Here is a 24852-nt window from a genome sequence, read left to right on the forward strand (position 1 = left end):
TTTGTCGCCGCCGTCGCTCCAAGGTTGTGGCGCTCTATGCTAGCGTATTGGTTGCGTACGCTAGCGTTGTAGTTGGGGACCGATGGCCGCTCGCAAATTGTCGCAAGGGCAGGCCCCGACCCGGGAAGCGCGCCGCCGCTGGCATGAGGAGCGGTCTCTGCGGTGCGCCATCAGATTGGCCCGCATGGGCTACTGGGAGTCACAGAGCGCCACCGCGACCGATCTCTGGATATCGCCCGAGCTTGCTGCCTTCTACGAATTCGAGACAGTCGACGGCTACATCCCGATCGCCACGGTGCGTGCGCGCTATCTGCCTGAAAGCCGGAAGGTCCTGGAGGCGCATTACGCGGCCTGCTGGGCGGAGGGGCAGCCCTATGCGGTGCGGACGCGGCTCCGCAGTCCCGATGGCAGCCTGCTCGACTGCGTGGTGCATGGCGAGCCGGAATTCGACGCGCGCGGTCAGGTCCGACGCGTGTCAGGCATTGTCCGCGACGTCACGGAGGAGACCTCCGCGCTGCGGCGCCTGACGGAGAGCGAGCAACGGCTGGCCGATTTTGTCTCGACCGCCTCGGACTGGTGCTGGGAGAGCGATGCTGCCCACCGGCTGCTGCCCTATCCCAAATCGCTGGCCGGCAATGCGGCCTTCCAGACGGTGGCATCCGGCGGCAAGGCACGCTGGGAACTGGCTTATGCGCCCGAGGACGGCGAGGCCATGGCGCGGCACCGGGCCGACATGGAGGCCCATCACCCTTTTCGCGACTTCACCTATACGCTGATCGGCCAGGACGGGTCGCGCGTCAGTATCTGCACCAGCGGCAAGCCGATCTACGCCGATGACGGCACCTTTCTCGGCTATCGCGGCACGTCCAGCGACATCACCCAGCTCAGGGCGGCCAAGGCGTTGCTCGACCAGCGCACGCGGGCGCTGGAGGAAGCTCACCGGCTCGGCAAGATCGGCACCTGGAGCTACCGTCTGGACACCGGCCGTACGACCTGGGCGCCCGAGCTCTACCAGCTTCTCGGCTTCGATCCCGACACATTCCAGCCGACCGATGAGAGCATGAGGCCCTATTTCCTGGACGGCGACGCCGACCGCTTCAAGGAGCTGCAGAGGAGGGTCGTTCGCACCCGAAGGACCGAGGCCACCGACCTGCGCATCTTGCACGCGGACGGCACGGCCCGCGATCTGGCTGTGATCTGCAAGGCGGAGGTCGCCCACGACAAGGTCATCGGCATCATCGGCACCGTGCAGGACGTCACCGAGCGCAAGGAGGCTGAGCGCCAACTCGAACTGCTCGCCTATACCGACCCTTTGACCGGGCTCGCCAATCGCGCGCTGTTCACGCGCCAGCTCGCCGCCCTGATCGAGGGCTGCACCCGGCAAGACCGGCGCGCCGCGCTGCTGCTCATCGACCTCGATCGCTTCAAGGAGGTCAACGATTCCCTCGGCCATGCCGCCGGCGACAAATTGCTGATCCAGGTAGCGGCAGCACTGCGGCAGGAGCTGGGGCCGCGCGCCTTCATCGCCCGGCTCGGCGGCGACGAATTCGCCGTGCTGGCGGAGGGATGCGGCATGTCCGACGCCGCGCTGACCGGACTTGCCGATCGGCTCATCGGCAAGCTGTCCGTTCCCGTCGATCTCGCCGAGGGCGAGGCCTTCGTCGGCGCCACCATCGGCATCGCCCGCCTGCCGGAGCATGGGGCGACGGCGGAGACCGCCGTGCGCAATGCGGACCTGGCGCTCTATATGGCCAAGGAGGCCGGGCGCGGCCGGGCGCAACTGTTCGAGCCGGTCTATGCCCAGGCCGTCGATCAAAGGCTCGATCTCGGCCGGCATCTGCGCCACGCGGTGGAGGCCGGCACCCTCGAGGCCAATTACCAGCCGCAGGTGGACCTGAGGACCGGCCGCGTCACCAGCTTCGAGGCGCTGCTGCGCTGGACCCATCCCGAGCGCGGACCAATCTCGCCGGCGGAGTTCATCCCGATCGCTGAAAGCTCCGGGCTCATCGTCGATCTCGGCCTGTGGGTGCTGCGCGAGGCTTGCCGGCAGGGCCGCGCCTGGCTCGATGCCGGGTTGCCGCCGCGTTCCGTCTCCGTCAACGTCTCGCCGGCGCAGATCTGGAACGTGGATTTCGATGCGGCCGTCGCGGCGGTGCTGGCGGAGACCGGCTTTCCGGCGAAGCTGCTCTGCCTGGAGTTGACCGAAAGCCTGTTCGTGGATCATACCGAGCAGCGGATCAGCCGCACGCTGACGGCGCTCTCCGGCCTCGGCGTCCGGCTGGCGCTGGACGATTTCGGCTCGGGCTATTCCTCGCTCGGCTATCTGACGCGCCTGCCGTTCGACTGGCTGAAGGTGGACCGCGCCTTCGTGGACGGCATTTCCACCGCGCCGGAGAAGCGCAAGCTGCTCGGCGGCATCATCGCCCTGTCGCACGGGCTCGGCATGACGGTCGTGGCGGAGGGAGCCGAATTGCCGGCCGAAGTGGACGTGCTCGGCGGGCTCGATTGCGACCTGGTGCAAGGCTTCGTGTTTTCCCCGCCCGTCACCGCCGACAAGGCGCCGCTGGTGGCCGCCAGCATCGAGCGCGAGGCGTGCCGGATCCAGCCAAAACGGAATCGCCTCTAGGCGAACGCCTGCGAAGCCAAGGGCAAGATCACGGAAGACAACTGAGGCGGCCTATCTATTGTCGTTCAGGTTGAAGCCTCTGCGCTGACGAAAACATCGAACACCTCGTAAGCCTGCTGCGGCGTCTTTCCTTCCTTGAATGCGCTTGCGAAACTGAAGATCGCATCCGCCAAAAGGAATTCTTCCGGGACAGGAAACAGGGTGCGAAGTTCGGCGAGCCAGCTCGCGTAGGAAGGTGGGTTGAACTTACCCAAGGTGTAGTTATCGCTGAATGAGCTGCGCATTTAGGTCGGAGCCTTCAGGCCGGGCGAGGAAAGCCACTCGGTCATGTGCGAGGCGGTCTCAATCTGCCGTGCTCTCCGGATCAACCTCTCACGCTCAATACCTGGCGGAGTACCCCTCGCTAGCTTGCGCAGTCGCTCTGCCTCATCGGCAAGGCGGTTGTATAGAGGTTCGCCTTGTGGCTGGTAACGGCGTCGCTGCATGTCGCTGCTCCTCTGTTGCAGAAGGCGGGAGCGCGTGATGGCGTTCTCATCACCGATGGGGCCAATAAGGCGGTGCGGTGACGGGGTAATCTGGCATGTCCGGTAGCCGACATACTGGTCAATATTGATCACATCGACAAAAGTTAACGGCGCACATGAAATGGGACGCCATAACGATAGCCGGTTGCGTCTCGATCGCACTTACCTTGCTGATCCTAATCCTCGTCTTCGCCGTTTCCGGCCGGGAGAATCTTCACGTACGTCCCGCTCTTGTGGATTTCCAGCCAGCCTTGCGCGATGGTGTGCTTGAGGGCGGCGCCATATTCGCAGGTGTGCCCTTGTCCAGGTACAGGTAGGGCAGGTGCGATGCCCGGCGCGTCCGTGCAATTGGCTCTGAAGAGGTTAGTCGCCCCTAACGAGGCGGCGGTTGGCGTTGGCCCGCGACGCTTGAGGCGCAATTTTATCGTTTTACAATTCGCGCTTGATCTCGGGCTTGTCGTACAAGACCGCGTTCAGCAATGAACTGTTGACCTCGATTTTTCCGTTGTAGCTGATGAAGCCGAGCTTGCGGAATCTGTTCATGAAGAAGCTGACGCGGGATCGCGTCGTTCCAATCATTTCGGCCAATGTCTCCTGGCTGATATTTGGACTGATCGGTTGAGGGCTGCCCTCCTTGCCGAAATTCGCCAGCAGGAGCAGCAGGCGCGCCAACCGTTTTTCACTGGAGTTGAAGAGCTGGTCGATCAGGTCCTCTTCAATCCGGCTGTTGCGTGTCAGCAGATAGGCCATGAACAGCTCGGAAAATTTGGGTTCATCGTGCAATGCCGCGACCATGGCGGTCTTCGTTATCGCGGTCACCAGGCACTCCTCCATCGCTGTCGTCGTCGCGATACGCAGCGAATGGCCGTTCATGCAGCCTTCGCCAAAGAACTGGCCGGGCTCCAAAATGCCGACCACGGCTTCCTTGCCTTGCTCGGATATGACAACGACCTTGACCCGGCCTTTCTGGATATAGAAAACCGTATTTGCCACGTCGCCCTGCGCAAAGACGATCTCATCCTTGCGAAACTCAAGGATGGTCTTTCCTTCGCCTACCTTTGCGAGAAACTCCTTAGGATCAAATATTGCGTGGTTGGTATTTTCTGGCATGTCCCGTTTCGTCCCCGCGCGGTGGGACGCCTAGCTTACCATTCAGCCGCCGACGTTCGAAGTAAAAGTGCCGCACAACGGAAGCTTTCGCAGCCAGGATGGGAGCACCGGGCTGCCGACAGGCTGATGGAGCGGTCAGCAGGCGAAGTCCGAGCCGGACCCAACAGATCGCAAATACCGACTAGAGTGGCGGCTAGATCGCAACTGCAAAACTTCCAGTCGTCTTGCATTCCGGGCACTGGAAGGTGCGGACTTCATGACCGGGTTGAGCAGGTTCGATGCAAGCCAACCGCATAGGCTTGCCACACCTGGAGCACGGAAGAATTCCGATCTCCGCGCGACTGTATAGCGGATTTGGGTGGACAGATGACATCATGCTTTCCCCTGTATTGGGCGGGAGCATTACCGATCTCTCCGTCGCCGGTAACTGCCTATTCGGACGGCGATGAAGCCGGTCTAGCCCAATGCGCCAATGCGGGGCTGGTCAATATTGCTCACATCGGAAAAGTTAAACGAAGGCGCACGAAATCAACTCCAGCTCGCATATGAATAAATCCATTGTCGCAGGAACCTCTTATCGACTGACTCTAGTTGCGCTCTGCCTCTAACCGGGAGGTAGACAGATGACGATGGTGACGGTTGCTGTTATCGCATTCACTGCACCTTCATTCGCGCAGCAGGACAAAATCACCGGTCAGCGCCACCATCAGGTGCTTCCTCGTTCTACGTAGCTCAAGATACCGCGACGATGAAGTGTCAAATTGTCAATGCCCAGCCTGCCGCTGGTGGCAACATGAAGGTCATCGGTACGGCACATCCGACACAGGCATCAGCACAAACAGCCTTGATGGCTGATAAGACTTGCAAGGAATGAAGTGACGGCGCGAGTACAGGGTGGGTCTATTGGTTCCACAAAACTACTGACCCGCCCCGCTAACTATGTTGCCCGACGGATGCATTTTCGGACTTGCGCGCGCAGTTGCGAGGTCCGGGTGATACCGATGAGCCGACATCATCAGACCGCTCCCGTAGGTCCGAAGAGGGCCAAGAGGCGAAATGGCATCGCATCAATAGATGAAAGAGCTCGCCAACTTAGGCGGTCTCAGTGCACGATGAAGGCACCCGTAAGCATCACCGCGATAAGCAGTGTGCTGCCGAAAATAGCAATGCCAAGACTGACGCGTGCTGGGATTGAATATGAATCGAAATGGGGCTGTTCGATCATGCTACGCTCCCTTGTCTCTGGGCGGGGAGCGCGAACGCTCTCAGTCACCGGCAGACGCCGTTACAGGGCGGTGATAGCTCAAGGTTGGAACAAGCCGACGTTCCAGGGCTGGTCAATTTTGACCACTCTCGAAAAGAAATTAACGATTTGGGCGCAACTGCCGCGACCCGGAAGGCAAGGCGCGGGGCTCCAGAGCCCGCCTCTCCAGCCCCATAAAGCTCTCTATGACCGCGTCCTCAATGGCATCTTCGCGCGCAATTTCGGAATATTAGAAGAATATCCCTGAGTTGCCCGACGTGTCAAGTCGCCTGGTCGAACGCCGGCAGCCGCCGGTTACTTTGCATGGGGTTGTTTTCGATATTTTGGCAGCGCCGCCTGCGGCGGCCCCAAAACTCATCCCGCTTTAGTGCCGCACCACCAGCACCGAGCATTTGGCGTAGCGCACCACGTGCCCGGCATTGGAGCCGAGGAAGTAGGTGCGCATCGCCGGGCGGTGCGAGGTCATCACGATCAGGTCGGCCTTCATGTTCGCGGCCTCTTCGAGGATCTCGTGATAGATGCCGCCCTGGCGGACCACGCCGGAGATGCGCCCGGGCGCGATGCCGGATTCGCGCGCGACGATGGCGAGCGCTTCTTCCGATGTTTCACGCTGCTGGCTGTCGAAATCCGCCGGGACATATTCGGCGAGCATCACCGGCGTCATCGGCAATACGTTGAGCAGACGCACCGCGCCGTTCCAGGTTTGCGACAGCGTCGCAGCGGTTGCGATCGCAGGCTTCGCCAGATCGGTATCGGCGAGGTCGATCGGCACGAGAATGGACTTGTACATCTGCGCCTCCTGTCCGCGATTGGTCTGGAGCCGTTTGGTCCCTGTGCCGGGACGCGCGCCTTCTTCTTCTTGGATTAGCCTGTCGTGTCGCCGCGAACCGGTCCCCCTGTCGCGCCGAGATCAATATAGCATGGCAGAGCGGCGCTGTCCGCTTGCGTCAGCCGCGCGAGGCCTGCTTCAACAGTTTAGGGCTAACGAACAGCACGAGCTTGCCGCGCCGGAAGGAGACGTCGTTCCAGTCGTCGGTCGCGAAGTCGAAGACGGCGAGCCCCGAGGTCGGCAAATTGTCGCCGAGCGCGCGCTTGGCGGCCTCGTCGCCGCTGCCGGTCAGCGTCAGCGCGAGCTCGTGCATGCCGGGATTATGGCCGATCAGCATCAGCCGCTTTGGGTCGGTGACCGAGGCCATCCGGATCGCGGTGAGTAGATGCGCCGGATCGGCGCCGTAGAGTTCCGGCACGAATTCGACTTTCGGAGCAGGTCCGGCGCCCTTCAGCGCCTCGCGCACGATCTCCCAGGTCTGCGTGGTGCGGGCCGCCGGCGACACCAGCGCCAGATTGGGCAGGGGCGGGTGGCGGGCGATCCAGCCGCCGATCTCCGCCGCATCGCGGTGGCCGCGCTCGTCGAGACGGCGGTCCTGGTCCTGCCCCGAAGGCGCGTCGGTTTCGGTCTTGGCGTGACGCAGCAGCAGCAAACGGCGCATGGACTTCCATCTCGATTCGGTCTGGTCGCACTAAATTCTACAGGCGCATGCCCTGGACAAGGTGACAAGCGCCGCAGCGGTTCGTAAGAAACGACATGAGCGAGACTTCCACAAGTGCGGCGGACGGCCCCGACGAGGCGGCCCGCGACCGGCTGGCGTTCGACCTCGACGTCGACATTTGCGTGGTCGGGGCGGGGCTGGCCGGCTTGACCGTGGCACGCGAGGCGGCGCGGCTTGGCGCCAGCGTCGCCGTGCTCGAGGGCCGCCAGGTCGGCTGGAACGCCTCCGGCCACCATCTCGGCACCGTGATGCCGGGTTTCGGCCTGCCGATATCGGATGTGATCGAGCGCGTCGGCCTTGATGATGCCCGCGAATTGTGGGCGCTGTCGAAGCAGGGCGCCGATTATGTTCGCGCCACCGCCACCGAGGATCTGATCCCGGGCATCAACCCGAGCGACGGCGCGCTGGAGGTCTCCAATGTCGATGTCGGCGAAGCGCTGATCAGCCGTCTGCAGACGCTGGGCGAGGAATTTGCCACCGAAGTCGAAGGCTGGCAGGTCGATCGCGTGCGCAGCGTGCTCAGGACCGGCCGCTATTTCCACGGCATCTATTATCCGAAGGCGTTCCAGATCGACGGCCGCAAATATGTGCACGGTCTCGCCGCGCTGGCGATGCGGGCGGGAGTGCGGATCTTCGAGGAGACGCCGGTCGTCAGCATCGATTTCTCGGGCATCCGCAAACGCATCGTGACGCCGACGGCGCGGCTGCGTGCCAACCATATCGTCCTCGCCGGCAATATCCATCTCGGCGCGCCGCTGAAGCGCTTGTCTGATACGCTGCTGCCGGTGTGGCGCTACGCGGCGTTGAGCGAACCGCTCGGAGAACGGCTGGGGGAGACGATTGCGTTCTCCGGCTCGGTCGTCGACAGCGACGGCATCGACCATTTCCGTGTCGTCGATGGCGATCGCCTGTTGTGGGCCAGTCCCGAAACCACCTGGAACGCGCGGCCGGAGCGGCTTGGTGCAGCGGTGCAGCGTCGCATCGCGACGGTGTTTCCTCAGCTCGGCAAGGTTCCGATCGCCGACACGTTCGGTGGCGCGGTCGGCGTCACCGTGCATGGCATGCCGCAGATCGGGCAGTTGCGCAGGGGCCTGTGGGTGGCGAGCGGCTTCGGCCGGCAGGGGCTCAACACCTCGGCGCTCGCCGGGCAGTTGATCGCGCGCAGCATCCTGTGGGGCGACGACCGCTGGCGGCTGTTTTCGCCGTTCGAGCTGGTCTGGGCCGGCGGCACCACCGGCCGCGTCGCCGGTCATTTCATCAGCCTGTGGGCGAGGGGTGCCGCATCCGCGGCGGGCGTGCTGGCGCGCTACCGCGAAGGTGCTCGTGCGAAGGAGCGCCGCCGCGAGGCGCGGCTAGCCGAGGCCAATCTCAAGGCGGGAACCCGGGGACCGGCGCCCCGCCGCCCGCCGCCGTCGGCCGCGCGGCCGGTACCGCCGCCCGCGCCCCGGCAGGTTGAGGACGGTGAGCCGCCGTCTGCCCATCCCTCGCAAGAAAGTGAGCGGATCTCCGACGGGCGGATGTAACGTCTGGCGGCGGGGTTCGTATTTGGTGACGAGCCAGTTTGCCAGTCTTGTTCGCCAGCTTTGGCCGCCCGCATCGGAGATGATTGATGATCGATCGCCGCATCCTGCTTGCTTCCGTCGCCGGCCTGTTCGGCTTCGCCGCCTTCCGTTGGCTGCGCGCCTCGCCGGCGCAGGCCGCCGAGAAATTCGAGATCGAGAAGACCGACGCCGAATGGCGCGCGCAGCTGACGCCGCAGCAATACGAGATCCTGCGCCAGGAGGGCACCGAACGGCCAGGATCGAGCCCGCTGCTCAAGGAGCACCGCAAGGGCACGTTTGCCTGCGCCGGCTGCGACCTGCCGCTGTTCTCGTCCGAGACCAAGTATGAGAGCGGCACCGGCTGGCCGAGCTTCTGGAAGCCGCTGGACAATGCGGTCGGCACCACGTCGGACCGCACCTTCGGCATGCTGCGCACCGAGGTGCATTGCCGCCGCTGCGGCGGCCATCTCGGCCATGTCTTCGACGACGGCCCGAAGCCGACCGGGCTGCGCTACTGCATGGACGGCTTTGCGCTGGTGTTTCACCCGGCCGCGCCCTCGGCGACCTGACGGCGCCATAGCGTTCTCAAGCGAAGTGGGGTCCCGGTTCGCGTCAAGAGAACGCGTCACAACAGAAGGGAAGGAGCGCGGTCAGAACCGCGCCCCGTCCCGGCAATTGTTGCCTGCCCGGCAATTGTGCCCCGGTTAAACGGCCGGGGCTTTTTTTTCAAGCGCATGATTTTGTTACGTTTCGTTTCGTGGCACGACCCTTGCGTCATGCTCCGCCGATGCGGCCATTCCTGTGATTGCCAGCCGCCGGGAATCGAATTGGAGAACATGTCATGGGTATCTTCGGCGCTCTTACGACGGCGGTCGGTGGCTTGCGCGCAGGGTCGTACGCGCTCGAGAACATCTCCGGCAACATCGCCAACTCGCAGACCACGGCCTTCAAGCGCATCGATACCTCCTTTCTCGACCTCGTCCCGCAGACCGCGCTGACCGCGCAGCTCGCCGGCGGCGTCACGGCGCAGTCGCGCTCGACCAACTCGGTGCAGGGCGACGTGCAATCGGCGTCGGTCGCGACCTTCATGGCGATCAACGGCAACGGCTTCTTCGCGGTGCAAAAGCCGGGCAGCTTCACCGACGGCTCGCCGGTGTTCGACGGCGTCGACCGCTACACCCGCCGCGGCGATTTCCAGCTCAACAAGGACGGCTATCTCGTCAACGGCGCCGGCTATTATCTCGAGGGCGTGCCGATCGACCCGACCACCGGCAACCCCTCGGGCTCCTCGCCGCAGGTGCTGCGGTTCAAGAACGACTTCCTGCCGGCGCAGCAGACCACCAAGATCGACTACCGCGCCAACCTCGCGTCCTATCCGTTGACCACGGCGCACGACACCTCGGTTCCGGGCTCCGAGCTGATCCGGCCGGGCGCGTTCAGCGCCGGACATAACCCGCTGGTGCTGGGCACGCCGGCCGCGCCCTATACCGATTCATCGGTCACCGGCACCGCGCAGAACAACAAGGCGACGCCGTCGGTGGCCAATACCGCAGCGACCTTGCTGTCGGGCGCAGCCGGCAGCGATTCGATCAATGCCAACTTCAGCGCCGGCTCCGCCGGCCCCCCGGTCGTGCCGGCCGATACGATCACGGTCAACGGCACCGTCATCACCTTCGTGGCTTCGGGCGCGACCGGCAACCAGCTGAACGTCACCGACAGCATCGGGACGCTGCTCGCCAAGATCGACTCGATTACCGGCACCGCGACACCGTCGACGATCAGCGGCGGCAAGATCACCCTGCACTCCGGCACGACGGCCGACCTCAACGTGACGAGCTCGAACTCGACCGCCCTCGCGGCGCTCGGCTTCACCGGCTCGGCGGTTGCGACCCGCGGCGGCGGCGGCACCGTGGGCACCGGCCAGGTCGTCGGCAACGACAATTCCACCTTCCTGAACGAATCCGTCTCGGGCGGCGCCGTCACGGCCTACGACGTGTCGGGTGCGCCGGTGAACTTGCAATTCCGCTGGGCCAAGACCGACAGCTCCTCGCTGGGCTCCGGGCATACCGATAGCTGGAACCTGTTCTATCAGGTCAATCCCAATGCAACCGGCACGCAGGTCTCCTGGCAGAACGCCAACATCAACTTCACTTTCGGGGCGAACGGCCAGATGTCGCCGGCGATCTCCTCGGTCGCGCTCAACAACGCCGTCGTCAACGGCGTGTCGCTCGGCAGCCCCGTGATCAATTTCGGCTCCGGTGGCGTGACCCAGTTCGCGGACGCCAACGGCAACGTCCAGGTCAACCAGATCCAGCAGGATGGTTTCCCGGCCGGCCAGCTGCAGTCGGTCAGCGTCTCGACCAACGGCCGCATCGTCGGCAACTACACCAACGGCCGCAACATCGACCTCGCGGAAATCTCGGTGGCGACCTTCAACGGCACCAACTTCCTCAAGCGCATCGACGGCGGTGCGTTCGAGGCGACCGACGAGTCCGGCGCGGCGTTGTTCGGCAAGGCCGGCACCATCGTCGGTTCGTCGCTCGAGAGCTCGAACACCGATATTGCCGACGAGTTCACCAAGCTGATCGTGACCCAGCAGGCCTATTCGGCCAACACCAAGGTGATCACGACAACCAATTCGATGGTGCAGGACCTCCTGAACGTCGTGCGCTGATCGCAGCGGCGACGCACGTGTGAAGCAGTAAAGGCGAGTACACAACATGGGTTTGAGCCAAGCCCTTTCCACCGCAATGTCGGGCCTGCGCGCCACGCAGGCCTCGCTCTCGCTCGTGTCGTCGAACGTCGCCAACGCAGAGACGCCGGGCTACGTCAGGAAGACGCTCAACCAGGATACCGGCACCACCGGCCAGTTCGGGTCGAGCGTTCTCATCACCGGCGTCAACCGCCAGCTCGACGAATTCCTGCAGACCCAGCTTCGCACCGAGACGTCGGGCGCGTCTTACGCCGACGTCCGCTCGAGCTTCCTTGCCAATCTGCAGGGCGTCTACGGCAATCCCGACTCCACCGGCACGATCGAGGACGCCTACAACAAGTTCCTGACCGCGGTGCAGGGCTTGTCGACCAGCCCGGACTCGCAGTCGGCCCGGATCGGCGTCGTCAACGCCGCGCAATCCATGGCGCAGCAGCTCAACGCGACCTCGCAGGGCATCCAGACGCTGCGCGCCAACGCCGAGGCCGGCATCAGCGACTCCGTCAATACCGCCAACAATGCGATGCAGCAGATCGCGCGCCTCAATGTCCAGCTGCAGGCCAACGGCGGCACGACCGATGCGTCGACCGCGGCATTGCTCGATCAGCGCGATCGTTACGTCACCCAGCTTTCGCAGCTGATGGACATCCGCACCGTCACCAACAGCCAGAACCAGGTGACCGTGTTCACCAATTCCGGCGTGCAGCTGGTCGGCACCGAAGCGGCGACGCTCAGCTTCAATGCCCAGGGCACGATGACGCCCAACACGCAGTACAATACCGATCCGACCAAGAGCACCGTCGGCACCATCACCATCAATTTCCCGCATGGCGGCACCTATGACATGGTGTCGACCAACTCGATCCGGTCAGGCAAGATCGCCGCCTATCTCGAGTTGCGCGACAACACGCTGGCGCAGGCCCAGACGCAGATCGACCAGTTCGCCGCCGCGATGTCGAGCGCGCTGTCGGACAAGACGACGGCGGGCACCGCGGCGACGGCGGGGGCGCAGTCCGGCTTCGACCTCGATCTCTCGGGGCTGCAGAGCGGCAACACCATCCACGTCTCCTACAAGGACAACACCACCGGCATCACGCACAATCTGTCGATCGTCCGCGTCGACGATCCGAGCGTGCTGCCGCTGAGCAACACCGCGACCGTCAATCCGAACGACGAGGTGCTGGGCGTGGATTTCTCCGGCGGCATGAGCTCGGTGCTGTCGCAGCTCAACGGCGCGCTCGGCGGTACCGGCCTGCAATTCTCCAATCCGTCCGGGTCGACGCTGCGCGTGCTCGACGATGGCGCCGCCAACAAGGCCGATGTGACCGCGGCCTCGGTCACGTCGACCGTTTCGTCGCTGACGTCGGGCGATCCGCAGCTTCCGCTGTTCACCGACAATGGCGGGCTCTACACCGGCGCGATTACCGCGAACGGCTCGCAGTCGACCGGCCTTGCCGCACGCATCAGCGTCAACACCGCCCTGGTCGGCGATCCCTCGCGCATGGTCGTGTACGCGACCAATCCGCAGACGCCGGCCGGCGACACCACGCGCGCCAACCTCATTCTGAACCAGTTGTCGAACGCGTCGTACAGCTATTCGCCGAAGACCGGCCTCGGCACGTCGGGCGCGCCGTTCACCGGCACGCTGCTGAACTTCGCCAAGCAGTTCATCAGCCAGCAGGGCGAATCGGCGACGGCCGCCAAGCAACTGGCCGACGGTCAGGACGTCGTGCTGAATACGCTGCAGACCAAGATGGACTCGACCTCCGGCGTCAACATGGACGAGGAGATGGCGCATCTGCTGTCGCTGCAGAATGCCTATTCCGCCAATGCGCGCGTGATGTCGTCGATCAAGCAGATGTACGACGCGCTGCTGCAGCTCACGTGAGGGTAACATGTCGATCGACGGCGTAAGCGGCAGAACTTCCTACATCGGCACCACGATCCTCAACCTGCGCAGTCAGCTCAATGACCTGACGACGCAGCTTGCGACCGGCAAGGTATCGACGACCTATGCGGGGCAGGGGCTCGATCGCGGCTTCGCGCTCAGCCTGCGCGCCCAGATCAGCGGCATCAACGCGTTCTCCGACACGGCGACCAACCTCAACACGCGCCTCGGTGTCGCCAACCTCACTTTGCAGGGGTTGTCCGACGTCGGGAGCCAGGTGAAGAACGCCGCGACGACCGCGACGCTGACGCTCAACAACAGCGGGCAGACGTCGGGCCAGATCACGGCGCAGGCCGCGTTCTCCAATGCGGTCGCGATGCTGAACAGCCAGTCCGGCGACCGCTATCTGTTCTCCGGCCGTGCGATGGATACGCCCGCCACGGTGTCCGCCGACACCATGTTGAAGGGCACGGCAACCCAGGCCGGCCTCACCCAGCTCATCAATGAGCGCAAGCAGGCCGATCAGGGCACCAATTTGATGGGACGCCTGAGCGTCTCGTCGCCGCCGGCGACCACGACGGTGACCAGCGTCGCCGAGGACGGCTCGCCGTTCGGCCTGAAGCTGCTGTCGGTGCAGTCGTCATTGACCGGCGCCACCGTGACCCAGCCGGCCGGCGCGCCGAAGTCCGCCTCGGTCGATCTCGGCGCCGTCAATCCGAAGGATGGCGACAAGATCAAGTTCAACTTCACGCTGCCTGACGGCACCACCGACGCGATCGAGCTCACGGCGACGACGACGAACCCGCCGCCGGCCGGCTCGTTCCTGATCGGTGCCGACACCACGGCGACGACCGCCAATCTTCAATCGACGCTGACCTCCTCCATCAAGACGCTGAGCGACACGTCGCTGGTGGCGGCCTCCGCGGTCGCCGCGTCCAACAACTTCTTCAATCCGGTCGCGACCGTCGCGGGCGCCGCCGTCAACAACCAGAACACGCCGCCGGCGCCGATCAGCGGCGCCACGACCCTCTCGGGGGCGGCGGGTACCAACTCGCTGTCCACGAGTTTCGCGGCCGGCGACACCATCACGGTCAACGGCACCCCGATCACCTTCGTTGCCTCGGGCGCCACCGGCAACCAGCTCAACATCACCGACAGCGTGCAGACGCTGATGGCGAAGATCGACCAGGTCAGCGGCACCAAGAACGCCTCGACCATCAGCAATGGCGCGATCACGCTTCACGGCGCAGACGGCGCGAGCCTCTCGATCTCGAGCTCCAACACGGCCGCACTCGGCGCGCTCGGCATCGCCAACAACACGACCGCGACCCCGGCGCCGCTCAGGGTAGGGGGACCGCCGTTCGACACCGCGACCAACCTGGTCGCGGGCACGCCGGACAACACCGTGTACTGGTACACCGGCGAGAACGGCCCGGGATCGGCGCGCGGCACCGCCGTCGCGCAGGTCGATCAGTCGATCACCGTGCAGTATGGCGCGCGCGCCAACGAGCAGGCCTTCCGCTACCTGCTGCAGAACGTCGCGGTGTATGCGGCGGTGACCACCAACGCCAGCAATCCGAACGCAAGCGCGCAGGTGACGGCGCTCGCGCAGCGCGTCAGCGGGAATCTTGCGCCGCAGAACGGCCAGCAGCAGATCCAGGACGTGCAGGCCGAGTTCGCCGGCGCGCAGACGGCGACCAAGGCGGCCACCGATCGTCAGACCCAGCTCAAGGCCATGGCGGAAACGATGCTCGACTCGGTCGAGGGCGTCAACCAGGACGAGGTCGCGACCAAGATCCTGGCGCTGCAGACCAGCCTGCAGGCATCGTACCAGACCACATCGATGCTGTATCAGACCACGCTGTTGAAATATCTGCCGGTCGCCTGATCGCTTGCCCTTCATCTCCAGCCAGCAAAAAGGCCTCCCTCGCGGAGGCCTTTTTCGTACGGGCGGGGGTTAGAGCGTTTTCAAGCGAAGTGGATGCCGGTTCGCGTGAAGAAACGCGTCAAAGCAGGAAGCGCTACGCGCTCTTGCGGGTATCGTCCTGATTGCCGTTTCGCTGACCGCGCGCGGTTTCCAGCAGCTTCTCCTCATGCGCGATCAGCTTCTTGGACTCCTTCAGCGCGTGATAGAGATCGCCGTTGAGGATCAGGTTGTTGACGCTTTCGATGAACGGCCACGCGCTGGGCATCGCGGTGATGATGTCGCGCACCAGGCTGAAATAGGTCGGGTGGTGCGCCATCGGGTCCGGCGACAGATACATCAGCTGCACCGCGAGATAGATCAGCTTCGCCGGCGTGTCCGCGGTCTCCGGCGTCAGGATATCCTTCTCGCGCAGGATCGGGATGCGGTCGCCGTCGATCAAGAGGCGGGCGCGCTGATCAGTGTTGGTGATCACGCAATTGCCGACGATGATGCGCTCGTTCGGTTTGAGTTCGACCTTCAGGGCCATGACCGTTCTCCTTTGCCGGGCACTCGCGCGATATCGTTGCAGCGGAACGAAGTTGAGTACGGCACTGCTTAGCAGCCGCCGTTGCGGCCCGGGGCCGATGCGACAGCGATCCTTTCCCATGATGGTTAACGCTTGGTGAACAGCCGGGCCGTGCGAGTAGCGGCATTCAGCCGAAATCGGCAATCGTCTCAGTAGTTTTCACGGCGAACTTCGCCCAATGGCGACAATTTTATTCTTCGGCATTTGCCTTAAATGCCGTGCTGGAGATTTCTTTTTCCTTCGAGGCTTGACCGGCAGGATCGGCCATCCGCCCGATCAGAAAGGATTGGCGCGGTTTTTTCCTCAGTTTCACACCAGAAAGGTATGAAAATGTCCGGTATCATTCTCTCCTCCTCCGTTCGTCAGAACCTCCTCTCCCTCCAGTCCACCGCCGATCTGCTCTCCACCACGCAGAACCGTCTTGCCACCGGCAAGAAGGTCAACACGGCGCTCGACAATCCGACCAACTTCTTCACCGCACAGTCGCTCGACAACCGCGCCAGCGACATCAACAACCTGCTCGATGGCATCGGCAATGGTGTGCAGGTGCTGCAGGCTGCCAACACCGGCATCACCTCGCTGCAGAAGCTGGTCGATACCGCGAAATCGATCGCCAACCAGGTGCTGCAGAGCCCGACCGGCTACACCTCGAGGTCGCAGGTCACGTCCACCGCGGCGCTCGGCGGCACGGCAGCCAACCTCGTCGACGGCACCACGATCAAGAGCGGCGACGTGCTGGCGATCGCGGCCTCGGCCGGTCAGCCCGCCTTCAGCTTCACCTTCGGGGCCAGCAGCTCGCTGACGCAGCTGAATGCGTCGCTCGCGGCCAGCAACCTGACGGCGAGCCTCGACAGCTCCAACAAGCTCGTCATCACCACGACCAACGACGCGGCGTCCTCGACGATCGGTGCGGTGACCTTCACCAACACCGGCGGCGGCACTGCGACGTTCAGCGCAGCCGGCACGGCTCCGGTTGCCGATCCGGCCTCGCAGTCGGCGCGCGCCGCTTTGGTGACGCAGTACAACAACACCATCGCGCAGATCACGACGACGGCGCAGGACGCCTCGTTCAACGGCATCAACCTGTTGAACGGCGACAACCTGAAGCTGACCTTCAACGAGACCGGCAAGTCCACGCTGGCCATCAGCGGCGTCACCTTCAATGCCACCGGCCTCGGCCTGAACACGCTGGCCGCGGGCACCGACTTCCTCGACAACAACTCGGCGAACAAGGTGCTGACGGCGCTGGGCTCGGCGAGCTCCTCGTTGCGCAGCGAAGCTTCGACGCTGGGTTCGAACCTGTCGATCGTGCAGATCCGTCAGGACTTCTCGAAGAACCTGATCAACGTGCTGCAGACCGGCTCGTCCAACCTGACGCTGGCCGACACCAACGAGGAAGCGGCCAACAGCCAGGCGCTGTCGACCCGCCAGTCGATTGCGGTCTCCGCGTTGGCGCTGGCCAACCAGTCGCAGCAGAGCGTGCTGCAGCTGCTCCGCTAAACACGCCGACAAGTGCTTCAAGAGCGGCGGGGGAAACCCCGCCGTTTTTCTTTGTCTCCGGGATATTACGGTATCTTTCCATGCCGTCAGAACGGCGCATTTCGTAACGCCTGCTAACCATATTTAAAGGCGCCGGATGCATAAATATCGGGCGCTAGAATTGCGTCTCCGCGGCCCGAGAAATCCGCATCCCATCGAGGTCATTAATGTCGAATGCAGCCCAGGCCTACGCCCGTACGTCAACGACGACGGCCTCCCCACGTGAAATCGAAGCGCAGGCGCTGTTGAAGGCCGCGCGGCAGCTGCAGGAAGTCCAGGCGAACTGGAATGGGCCCGACAAGGCGCTCGATCACGCGTTGCTGTTCAATCGCCGCCTGTGGTCGATCTTCCTCAGCGCGGCAGAGGGCGCCGACAATCCGCAGCCGCTCGAGGTGCGTCAGAACATCGCGAACATCAGCGTGTTCGTGATGAAGCAGACCATCGACATCCAGATGAATCCGGATCCCGCGAAGCTGAAGTCGCTGATCGACATCAACTGCAACATCGCCGCCGGCCTTTCGGGCCGCGGCTGATCGGCCGGTTCACGACGGAGCCCTCGGCATGGCCGACGTGTTGAGCATCCTGTCCGCGAACTACAAGGCCGCCGGCCTGACGGTTCCGTCAAAGACGCCCTATGTGGCCGTCGACCCGAAGCTCTATGAGGGCAGCTGGAGCGGCAAGTACGCCAACAACAAGTCGTTCAACATCTCGGTGTCGAACGTCGACGGCTTCCGCGCCAAGGTCCATTATCAGAGCGATGCCACCAGCAAGTATCAGGACGTCCTGATCAAGGACGGCTCGTTCCGGGTCGGCGATACCAAGTTTTCGCTGGTGCAGCAGGGGACGGCATTGATCGCCAATGTCGTCACCGATCCGGCCACCGGATCGACCTATCTCGACAAGGCCTACGCCACACAGAAGTGAGGGTCCACTCCGCTTGCGTTATGCGCGGCGGTCGGTTGCGCGCGCCCGGGTCGGCGCGTCCTTGCTGAGATCGAGCGCGTGGAAATAGGCGCGGCGGCGCAATACGGCTTCTTCCGGAAACTGTCTCACCACCAGATTCGTGCGATTGTCGACCACCTGGTAGACCACGGCGCGCGCGTCGCGGTCGATGATGACCTGGTCGGTGACCGACGGCGCCTGATTTGAGAGCGACGCATTGACGGCGTTGGGGTCGATCGTGACGCGCACGCTCGGCTCCGGAGCGGTGACGCTCTGGCTTGTGGGCAATTCGGTCTTCACCGCCTTCTGCGCCGTATCACTCACGGGAGTGATCATCGGCGCTGCAACCGGTGCCCCCACCGGCTTGATGTTGAAATCTGTACTCATGGCAGCCTCGTAGTGCGCAGGCACTAGTTTGCTTGAGTCAAATCCCAACCCCTCACGATCCGCAACTCTACGGGGAACCTCTCAACAGGCTGTTAGGGAACACGCTGAATGCCGCGCTGCCGGGAGCGCGCCGAATTGAGCTAAATTGTCGGCGTGCGCGTCAGAGTGTGCGGCTGACGGCGATCGGCGTCATGTTGCGCGGGCCCGGCGTGGCGCGCTGCCCGTTCGCGGTATAGGTGTTCGGGATGTTGCGGCGCTGCACCTCGGCATTGACGCCGCGCACGATGCCTTCGGAGACCGCGTGTGCGGTCGCAAGCACCGTCAGGTTGACCTGCAGCATCGCGCGGAACGTCTCGTGATGACGCCGTAGCGTTGCGAGCAGTTCGGGGTCGGTCTGCGACAGCATCTTCTGCATCGATTTGAGGTGCTCCACCGCGAGCATGTAGCGCCGCGACAGCTCCGACTTCTGCGCCTCGAGCCGCATGGCCTCGCGGATCTTGCCGGCGCGGACGAACTCGGTCTCCTGCTCGACGACGGTGAGCAGCGCGCTCATCACTTCGGTCAGCTCGTTGGCGAGACGTGCGACATCGGGGGGCGTCGTCGTCGCGGGCCGCGCCGCGGGGGCGGCTGGCCGATGCTGCTGTGGACGCTGATTCATCGCGCTGCTCCTTGAAAACCGAATTAGCTCTTGTTGGCCTGCTGCAGGATCAGCGAGCGGAACACTTCGTTGGAAATGCCGACGCCGCCGGCCTTGGCGAAATTCTTCGAGTATTCGTCGGTCAGCATCGAGCGCCACGCGCCGGTGCCGACCGTGTCGCCGTAGGGGCCTTCACCCTTCAGGCCGGTCGTCATCTGCGAGAACATCGTGTTGAGGAACATCGATTCGAAGTCGGTCGCGGTCGCCTTCGCCTTGGTGAGTTGCTGCGGCGAGACCTTCTTCATCGCGTCCTGCAGCACGGGATCGGGGCGACCATTGAACATCGGCATCAGCGCCTTGTTCGGCATGCTGCCGGTGGTGCTGTTGATCAGGCTTCCCATCACATCACCTCGATATCGGCTTCGATCGCGCCGGCGGCCTTGATCGCCTGCAGGATGCTGATGAGATCGCGCGGTCCGATGCCGAGGCCGTTGAGGCCGTCGACGAGCTGCTGCAGCGAGACGCCGTCCTTGACCACTGCGAACTTCTTGCCGTCCTCGCTGACGCCGACGTTGGTGCGTGGTGTCACGACCGTGCGGCCGCGCGACAGCGGATTGGGCTGGCTGACCTGCGGGCTCTCGGAGATCGAGACGGTGAGATTGCCCTGCGCCACCGCGACGGTCGCGACGCGGACGTCGCGGCCCATCACGATGACGCCGGAGCGTTCGTCGATCACGATCTTTGCCACCAGATCGGGATCGACTTGCAACTGCTCGATCTCGGTCAGGAAGGCGACGACGTTGCCCTTGAACTCCGGCGGGATCGAGAGCTGCACCGTGGAAGGATCGATCGGCTCGGCGGTCTTGACGCCGAGATAGTCGTTGACCGCGGCGGCGATGCGCTTGGCGGTGGTGAAGTCGGCGTTGCGCAGCGCCAGGCGCACATTGGGCAGGCGGTTGAGCGCGAACTCGATTTCGCGCTCGATGATGGCGCCGTTGGCAATCCGGCCGACGGTCGGCACGCCGCGCACGACGCTGGCGGCGGCACCTTCGGCCGCGAAGCCGGCGACCGCTACGGATCCCTGCGCCACCGCGTAGACATTGCCGTCGGCGCCGAGCAGGGGGGTGACGAGCAGGGTGCCGCCTTGCAGGTTCTTGGCATCGCCGAGCGCCGAGACGGTGACGTCCATCCGGGTGCCCTGGGTGCCGAATGCCGGCAGATTGCCGGTGACCATCACGGCGGCGACGTTGCCGGTGCGGATGGTGGCGCCGCGGATGTTGACGCCCATGCGCTCGAGCATCGCCTGCAGCGACTGCTTGGTGAAGGGGATGTTGTTCAGCGTGTCGCCGGTGCCGTTGAGGCCGACCACGAGGCCGTAGCCGATCAACTGGTTCTGGCGCACGCCCTCGATGTTGGCGAGATCCTTGATCCGCGACGTCGCGGCCGCCGGCATGACCGAAGCCGCCAGCGCCAGCAGCGCGGCGCAGGCCAACCCGAATATGCTTACGATGCGGATGCCGGGCATCCAATGCTCCCCTCGAACTGCAACTCGCGGATCACACGACACTCCCATGACGGCGATCCGCCATTAACCATGCGAGCCGCGTGCCACTTCGTTTCGTTGGAGCAATGTATTGATATATTTATCGAAATTGTCTGGCCGCGATTCGGTTCCGGTTCGCCAGGGAGCGCGAAACTGCCGTGCGGCGGCAGAAATTGCCGGGTCGTTTACGCACCGTTAACCATAAAACGGCGATGCTCGCGGCATTCAGGCCTGCGGGATCATGACGATGCGCATCTACGGACCGAACGGCACCACGCTTGGCACGTCGACCAGCTCGACACGGCGCACCTCGTCGAGCGGCTTCTCGCTGCCGGATGCGACGAGCGCGCAGGAGGAGGTCCGCTCCACGGCCGCGCCGAAGGCCGCCACGAGCCTCGATGCGCTGCTCGCGCTGCAGGGCGTCGAAGACCCGACCGAACGCCGCAAGCGCTCGGTAGCGCGCGGCAAGGGCGCACTCGACGTGCTCGACGCGCTCAAGCTCGGACTGCTGTCCGGCAATTTCGATTCCTCCACCGTGAACCGGCTGCGCGATGCCGCGGCGAGCCTGAAGGAATCTTCCGGTGACCCAGGCCTCGACGCCGTGCTGGGCGAGATCGAGCTGCGCGTCGAAGTCGAGCTCGCCAAGGCCGGGCAGTACTAGGCTCCTCTCGATCAATTAACTTGCCTCAGGCGGCCCTCAGGCCGCCAGTGCTTTGCGCTGCGTGTCGTAGCGGCGCTGTGCGGCCAGCACTTCCTTCAGATTCTGCTCGGCCCAATCGCGCAGCGGATCGACCGCCTCGGCGAGCGTCGAACCGAGCGGCGTGATCGAATACTCCACGGTGACCGGAACGGTTGCGATCGCACGGCGGCGCAGCAGCCCGTCGCGCTCCAGGCTTTTGAGCACCTGCGACAGCATCTTTTGCGAGATGCCTTCGATGGCGCGGCGAAGCTGGTTGAAGCGCATCGGCTCGCTTCGCAGCAGCAGCAGGATCAGCACCGCCCATTTGTCGCCGACCCGGTCGAGGATCTGGCGCGTCGGGCAATTGGCGGCATAGGCGTCCGGCTTCAGGCTGGCGGCTTTCATCGGGTTACTCCGGCGTAATCAGGTGAGACAGGAGTGCCTTCTTCACACTTACATCCATTTCGCTATCTAGTCACCATCGGAAACTATCAATCGGAGACTTTGATGAAGATCGCCATCGCCGGCGCGTCCGGCCAGGCCGGCTCGCGCCTCACCGCGGAACTCGCTCGCCGCGGCCATGCCGTCACCGCCATCGCCCGCAACCCGGAGAAGATCGCAGCCCTGCCTGGTGTCACCGCCGTGAAGGGGGATGTGAACGACCAGGCCGCCCTGGCCGCACTGTGGGCCGGCCACGATGCCGCGATCAGTTCCGTCCATTTCACCGTCAGCGACCCGGCCAAGCTGATCGGGGCGGCCAAGGCGTCCGGGGTCGGCCGCTATCTCGTGGTCGGCGGCGCCGGCAGCCTCGAAGTGGCCCCGGGCGTCCGCCTGGTGACCACGCCGAACTTCCCGGCCCCGTACAAGGCCGAGGCCTCGAAGGGAGCCGAATTCCTCGACCTGCTGCGCCAGGAAAAGGACCTGAACTGGACCTTTTTGTCGCCCTCGGCGCTGTTCGTGGCGGGCGAGCGGACCGGCAAGTTCCGGCTCGGGACCGACCAGCTTTTGACCGCTGCGGACGGGAAGAGCTCGATCTCGTTCGAGGACTTCGCAGTTGCACTCGCCGACGAAATCGAGCGCCCGGCCCATATCCGCCAGCGCTTCACAGTCGGCTACTGACCGGCCGGGAGAGGGGAAAAGCCGGCCCCCGGGCAGCACGGATAAGTTTGCCTGTGCAAGGCCTTGGGGGCAGGCCGCCTTTCGCGGTGGCAGATATTGTCTGTCACATGACGTGGCTATATAAGGCGCCGCGCGGAGGGCTCTTGTTCCCTCCGCCTGACAGGGACATGGCTGCCTTTGGAAAAGCTGAAGAACTACCGGCCGACTGAAAAAGAGCCTTTCATGAATGAGCGGCAGCGCGACTATTTCCGCGCCAAGCTGCTGGCCTGGAAGGATGAGATCCTCCGCGAATCGAAGGTCACGCTGCAGACGTTGCAGGAAGAGAACGTCAATCACCCCGACCTCGCGGACCGAGCTTCCTCGGAAACCGACCGCGCGATCGAACTTCGTGCCCGCGATCGTCAGCGCAAGCTGATCTCCAAGATCGACGCGGCGCTCCAGCGCATCGAAGACAACACCTACGGCTATTGCGAAGAGACCGGTGACCCGATCTCGCTGAAGCGGCTCGAAGCCCGCCCGATCGCGACGCTGTCGGTGGAGGCGCAGGAACGCCACGAGAAGCGCGAGAAGGTCTATCGCGACGAATAGTGGCGGGTGGACCGCCACAGATTGATTCCGGCGCGCACCGGTCGTACGTTCGCGCCGCCATGATGACACGTACTCTCAACATCGCATCGGTTTTCTTCCTGGGCTGATCTCGTTTCCGCCAGGAAACACGCTTCCACGCGGAAGCGCTGATCGTCCCCGCGAGCCTGGGCTCGCGGGATTCCAGTGAACCGAATGAGCCGGCCAAACTGCGCGCCTTGCGGAGCGTCGACGGCTGGCGACGATTTGAGAGACAATCATGACCGATCGAGACGACACGCGTGCGCTCAGCGACGCGCAAATCGAGCAATTCATCGAACAGGGCTTTGTCCGGATCGACAACGCCTTTCCCCGCGAACTCGCCGATGCGGGACGTGCCATCATGTGGCGCGACCTGCCGTGCAGCGAGCATGATCCTTCGACCTGGACGCGCCCCGTGGTGCGGCTGCCCGGCTATGGCGAGGAGCCGTTCCGGCAGGCGATCAACTCGCCGCTGCTGTATCGGGCGTTCGACCAGATCGCCGGCCCCGGCCGCTGGTCTCCGCGCCACAACATCGGGACCTTCCCGGTGCGGTTCCCGCATCCGGACGATCCCGGTGACGCCGGCTGGCATGTCGATGTCAGCTTTCCCGGCGACGATTGCGACCCGCACGAACGGAGCGACTTCTCGGCATGGCGGGTGAACGTCAACTCGCGCGGCCGTGCGCTGCTGATGTTGTTCCTGTTCTCCGATGTCGGCGACGACGACGCGCCGACCCGGATCAGGGTCGGCTCGCATGTCCCGATGGCGCGTTACCTCGCGCCGGCCGGCGAGGCCGGACGCGGGCGCATGAACCTCGCGCAAATGGGCGCCGATTGCGAGCTCGCACTGGCAACCGGCGAGGCGGGCACGGTCTATCTGTGCCATCCATTCCTGGTGCATGCCGCGCAGAAGCACCGGGGAACGAGGCCGCGCTTCATGGCGCAGCCCTCGCTCAGTCCCGCCGAGCCGTACCGGCTCGATCGTGACGACGGCGCCTACTCGCCGGTCGAAATCGCGATCCGGCGCGCGCTTGGCATGGGTTGACGCTGTCGTTCCGCAAACTCGGTCCACCTCTCCCGCTAGCGGGGGAGGTCGGATCGCATCGTTAGATGCGATCCAGGTGGGGGCTCTCACCACGATGCGACTCGTGGAGAAACCCCCACCCCAACCCTCCCCCGCAAGCGGGAGAGGGGGCCCAGTCCCGATGCCGTCGCAGCTCGACGTCATTCAGCTGATCGCCGCCCCGACTGTCGTCTCGCTAACCTCCGCGTGGCGGCGCGGGCCGTAGGTCTTCGACCACGCCAGCAATTCGCGGAAGGCCGGCGTGAGGCCCCAGGCGGAATCCGTCAGCTCGTATTCGACCTGCAACGGCTTTTCGGCGAGCACCTTGCGCGACACCAGCCCGTCGCGCTCGAGCTCGCGCAGTTGCGCGGTCAGCATATGCTGGGTGATCGGCACCAGCGCGCGGCGCAGCGCGCCGAACCGCACGCCGCCGTTCATCAGCGTGAACAGGATCTCGAGCTTCCATTTGCCGCCGAGCGCGTGGATCGCGCGCTTGAACTCGATCAGCAGATTGGGGTCGGTCGGGCAGCTCTCGCATTCACCGCCGTCACACAGTTCGCTGGTATTGTTTTCCATACCGGTCTCGAATTTCATTCTACTTGTCTGACCATCAGATAGTGACCAGATGCGGC

At 64.2% G+C, this 24852-nt stretch carries 25 protein-coding genes; 13 read left to right on the forward strand and 12 right to left on the reverse strand.

Features of this window, described 5'->3' with window-relative positions; genetic code table 11:
* Positions 1-184: 184 nt before the first annotated feature.
* On the forward strand, positions 185-2626 hold the full coding sequence (locus AAFG07_RS15480) for an EAL domain-containing protein (protein WP_342728033.1): 2442 nt from the start codon (positions 185-187) through the stop codon (positions 2624-2626).
* Between the two features lie 65 nt (positions 2627-2691).
* Here AAFG07_RS15480 and AAFG07_RS15485 read toward each other — a convergent pair whose 3' ends face one another.
* The 5 genes from AAFG07_RS15485 to AAFG07_RS15505 form a co-directional block, all read right to left on the reverse strand.
* Positions 2692-2910 (reverse strand): hypothetical protein, encoded by a 219-nt coding sequence (locus AAFG07_RS15485; protein ID WP_342728034.1) that lies wholly within the window; start codon positions 2908-2910, stop codon positions 2692-2694.
* Between the two features lie 669 nt (positions 2911-3579).
* The gene (locus AAFG07_RS15490) at positions 3580-4260 is read right to left on the reverse strand and encodes a Crp/Fnr family transcriptional regulator (RefSeq protein WP_342728035.1); all 681 of its coding nucleotides are present in this window, start codon (positions 4258-4260) and stop codon (positions 3580-3582) included.
* Positions 4261-5362: 1102 nt separating this feature from the next.
* Positions 5363-5485: a hypothetical protein gene (locus AAFG07_RS15495; protein ID WP_342728036.1), complete on the reverse strand. Its 123-nt coding sequence runs from the start codon at positions 5483-5485 to the stop codon at positions 5363-5365.
* Positions 5486-5888: 403 nt separating this feature from the next.
* Entirely contained in the window at positions 5889-6314 is a 426-nt protein-coding gene (locus tag AAFG07_RS15500; RefSeq protein WP_163159795.1) for a universal stress protein, read from the reverse strand.
* A 157-nt stretch (positions 6315-6471) separates the two neighbouring features.
* Positions 6472-7014: a histidine phosphatase family protein gene (locus tag AAFG07_RS15505; RefSeq protein WP_342728037.1), complete on the reverse strand. Its 543-nt coding sequence runs from the start codon at positions 7012-7014 to the stop codon at positions 6472-6474.
* Positions 7015-7109: 95 nt separating this feature from the next.
* On the opposite strand from AAFG07_RS15505, the gene AAFG07_RS15510 reads away from it, so the two are divergent.
* From AAFG07_RS15510 to AAFG07_RS15530, 5 genes are all read left to right on the forward strand, one after another.
* The gene (locus AAFG07_RS15510; RefSeq protein WP_342728038.1) at positions 7110-8597 is read left to right on the forward strand and encodes an FAD-binding oxidoreductase; all 1488 of its coding nucleotides are present in this window, start codon (positions 7110-7112) and stop codon (positions 8595-8597) included.
* An 86-nt stretch (positions 8598-8683) separates the two neighbouring features.
* Positions 8684-9184, forward strand: coding sequence for a peptide-methionine (R)-S-oxide reductase MsrB (gene msrB / locus AAFG07_RS15515; protein WP_342728039.1), 501 nt, complete (start codon positions 8684-8686; stop codon positions 9182-9184).
* A 272-nt stretch (positions 9185-9456) separates the two neighbouring features.
* Positions 9457-11289 (forward strand): flagellar hook-basal body complex protein, encoded by a 1833-nt coding sequence (locus tag AAFG07_RS15520; protein ID WP_342728040.1) that lies wholly within the window; start codon positions 9457-9459, stop codon positions 11287-11289.
* 46 nt (positions 11290-11335) lie between these two features.
* Positions 11336-13213, forward strand: a complete 1878-nt coding sequence (gene flgK, locus AAFG07_RS15525; RefSeq protein ID WP_342728041.1) for a flagellar hook-associated protein FlgK — start codon at positions 11336-11338, stop codon at positions 13211-13213.
* A 7-nt stretch (positions 13214-13220) separates the two neighbouring features.
* Positions 13221-15101: a flagellar protein gene (locus AAFG07_RS15530; RefSeq protein WP_342728042.1), complete on the forward strand. Its 1881-nt coding sequence runs from the start codon at positions 13221-13223 to the stop codon at positions 15099-15101.
* Between the two features lie 133 nt (positions 15102-15234).
* On the opposite strand, the gene flbT is transcribed toward AAFG07_RS15530, so the two are convergent.
* Positions 15235-15666 (reverse strand): flagellar biosynthesis repressor FlbT, encoded by a 432-nt coding sequence (gene flbT, locus AAFG07_RS15535; protein ID WP_212310072.1) that lies wholly within the window; start codon positions 15664-15666, stop codon positions 15235-15237.
* Between the two features lie 369 nt (positions 15667-16035).
* Between flbT and AAFG07_RS15540 the strand changes: the two genes are divergently transcribed.
* The 3 genes from AAFG07_RS15540 (at position 16036) to AAFG07_RS15550 (ending at position 18168) form a co-directional block, all read left to right on the forward strand.
* Positions 16036-17205: a flagellin gene (locus AAFG07_RS15540; RefSeq protein WP_342728043.1), complete on the forward strand. Its 1170-nt coding sequence runs from the start codon at positions 16036-16038 to the stop codon at positions 17203-17205.
* Between the two features lie 206 nt (positions 17206-17411).
* Positions 17412-17777: a flagellar biosynthesis regulator FlaF gene (flaF, locus tag AAFG07_RS15545; protein ID WP_342728044.1), complete on the forward strand. Its 366-nt coding sequence runs from the start codon at positions 17412-17414 to the stop codon at positions 17775-17777.
* 28 nt (positions 17778-17805) lie between these two features.
* Positions 17806-18168, forward strand: a complete 363-nt coding sequence (locus AAFG07_RS15550) for a hypothetical protein (protein WP_298377117.1) — start codon at positions 17806-17808, stop codon at positions 18166-18168.
* 18 nt (positions 18169-18186) lie between these two features.
* On the opposite strand, the gene AAFG07_RS15555 is transcribed toward AAFG07_RS15550, so the two are convergent.
* From AAFG07_RS15555 to AAFG07_RS15570, 4 genes are all read right to left on the reverse strand, one after another.
* On the reverse strand, positions 18187-18573 hold the full coding sequence (locus AAFG07_RS15555) for a hypothetical protein (protein WP_342728045.1): 387 nt from the start codon (positions 18571-18573) through the stop codon (positions 18187-18189).
* Between the two features lie 160 nt (positions 18574-18733).
* On the reverse strand, positions 18734-19231 hold the full coding sequence (locus tag AAFG07_RS15560; protein ID WP_176530215.1) for a hypothetical protein: 498 nt from the start codon (positions 19229-19231) through the stop codon (positions 18734-18736).
* Positions 19232-19254: 23 nt separating this feature from the next.
* Positions 19255-19578, reverse strand: a complete 324-nt coding sequence (gene flgJ, locus AAFG07_RS15565) for a flagellar assembly peptidoglycan hydrolase FlgJ (protein WP_249131788.1) — start codon at positions 19576-19578, stop codon at positions 19255-19257.
* Positions 19579-19610: 32 nt separating this feature from the next.
* Positions 19611-20735, reverse strand: coding sequence for a flagellar basal body P-ring protein FlgI (locus AAFG07_RS15570; RefSeq protein WP_342728046.1), 1125 nt, complete (start codon positions 20733-20735; stop codon positions 19611-19613).
* Between the two features lie 265 nt (positions 20736-21000).
* Between AAFG07_RS15570 and AAFG07_RS15575 the strand changes: the two genes are divergently transcribed.
* Entirely contained in the window at positions 21001-21414 is a 414-nt protein-coding gene (locus AAFG07_RS15575; RefSeq protein WP_212310064.1) for a flagellar assembly protein FliX, read from the forward strand.
* Between the two features lie 36 nt (positions 21415-21450).
* Here AAFG07_RS15575 and AAFG07_RS15580 read toward each other — a convergent pair whose 3' ends face one another.
* Complete coding sequence (locus tag AAFG07_RS15580; protein ID WP_029085377.1) at positions 21451-21837, reverse strand: helix-turn-helix domain-containing protein; 387 nt, start codon at positions 21835-21837, stop codon at positions 21451-21453.
* Positions 21838-21939: 102 nt separating this feature from the next.
* On the opposite strand from AAFG07_RS15580, the gene AAFG07_RS15585 reads away from it, so the two are divergent.
* From AAFG07_RS15585 to AAFG07_RS15595, 3 genes are all read left to right on the forward strand, one after another.
* On the forward strand, positions 21940-22551 hold the full coding sequence (locus AAFG07_RS15585; RefSeq protein ID WP_342728047.1) for an NAD(P)-dependent oxidoreductase: 612 nt from the start codon (positions 21940-21942) through the stop codon (positions 22549-22551).
* Positions 22552-22773: 222 nt separating this feature from the next.
* A complete protein-coding gene (gene dksA, locus AAFG07_RS15590) occupies positions 22774-23139 on the forward strand; it encodes an RNA polymerase-binding protein DksA (RefSeq protein WP_021077973.1) in 366 nt (121 codons plus the stop codon).
* Between the two features lie 256 nt (positions 23140-23395).
* Positions 23396-24202 carry a phytanoyl-CoA dioxygenase gene (locus tag AAFG07_RS15595; RefSeq protein ID WP_342728048.1) on the forward strand — a complete coding sequence of 269 codons (807 nt, stop codon included), beginning with the start codon at positions 23396-23398 and terminating at the stop codon, positions 24200-24202.
* A gap of 183 nt (positions 24203-24385) precedes the next feature.
* On the opposite strand, the gene AAFG07_RS15600 is transcribed toward AAFG07_RS15595, so the two are convergent.
* Positions 24386-24796 (reverse strand): helix-turn-helix domain-containing protein, encoded by a 411-nt coding sequence (locus AAFG07_RS15600; RefSeq protein ID WP_342728049.1) that lies wholly within the window; start codon positions 24794-24796, stop codon positions 24386-24388.
* Between the last annotated feature and the right edge of the window lie 56 nt (positions 24797-24852).

Source organism: Bradyrhizobium sp. B097 (genome assembly GCF_038957035.1).
GTDB lineage: Bacteria > Pseudomonadota > Alphaproteobacteria > Rhizobiales > Xanthobacteraceae > Bradyrhizobium.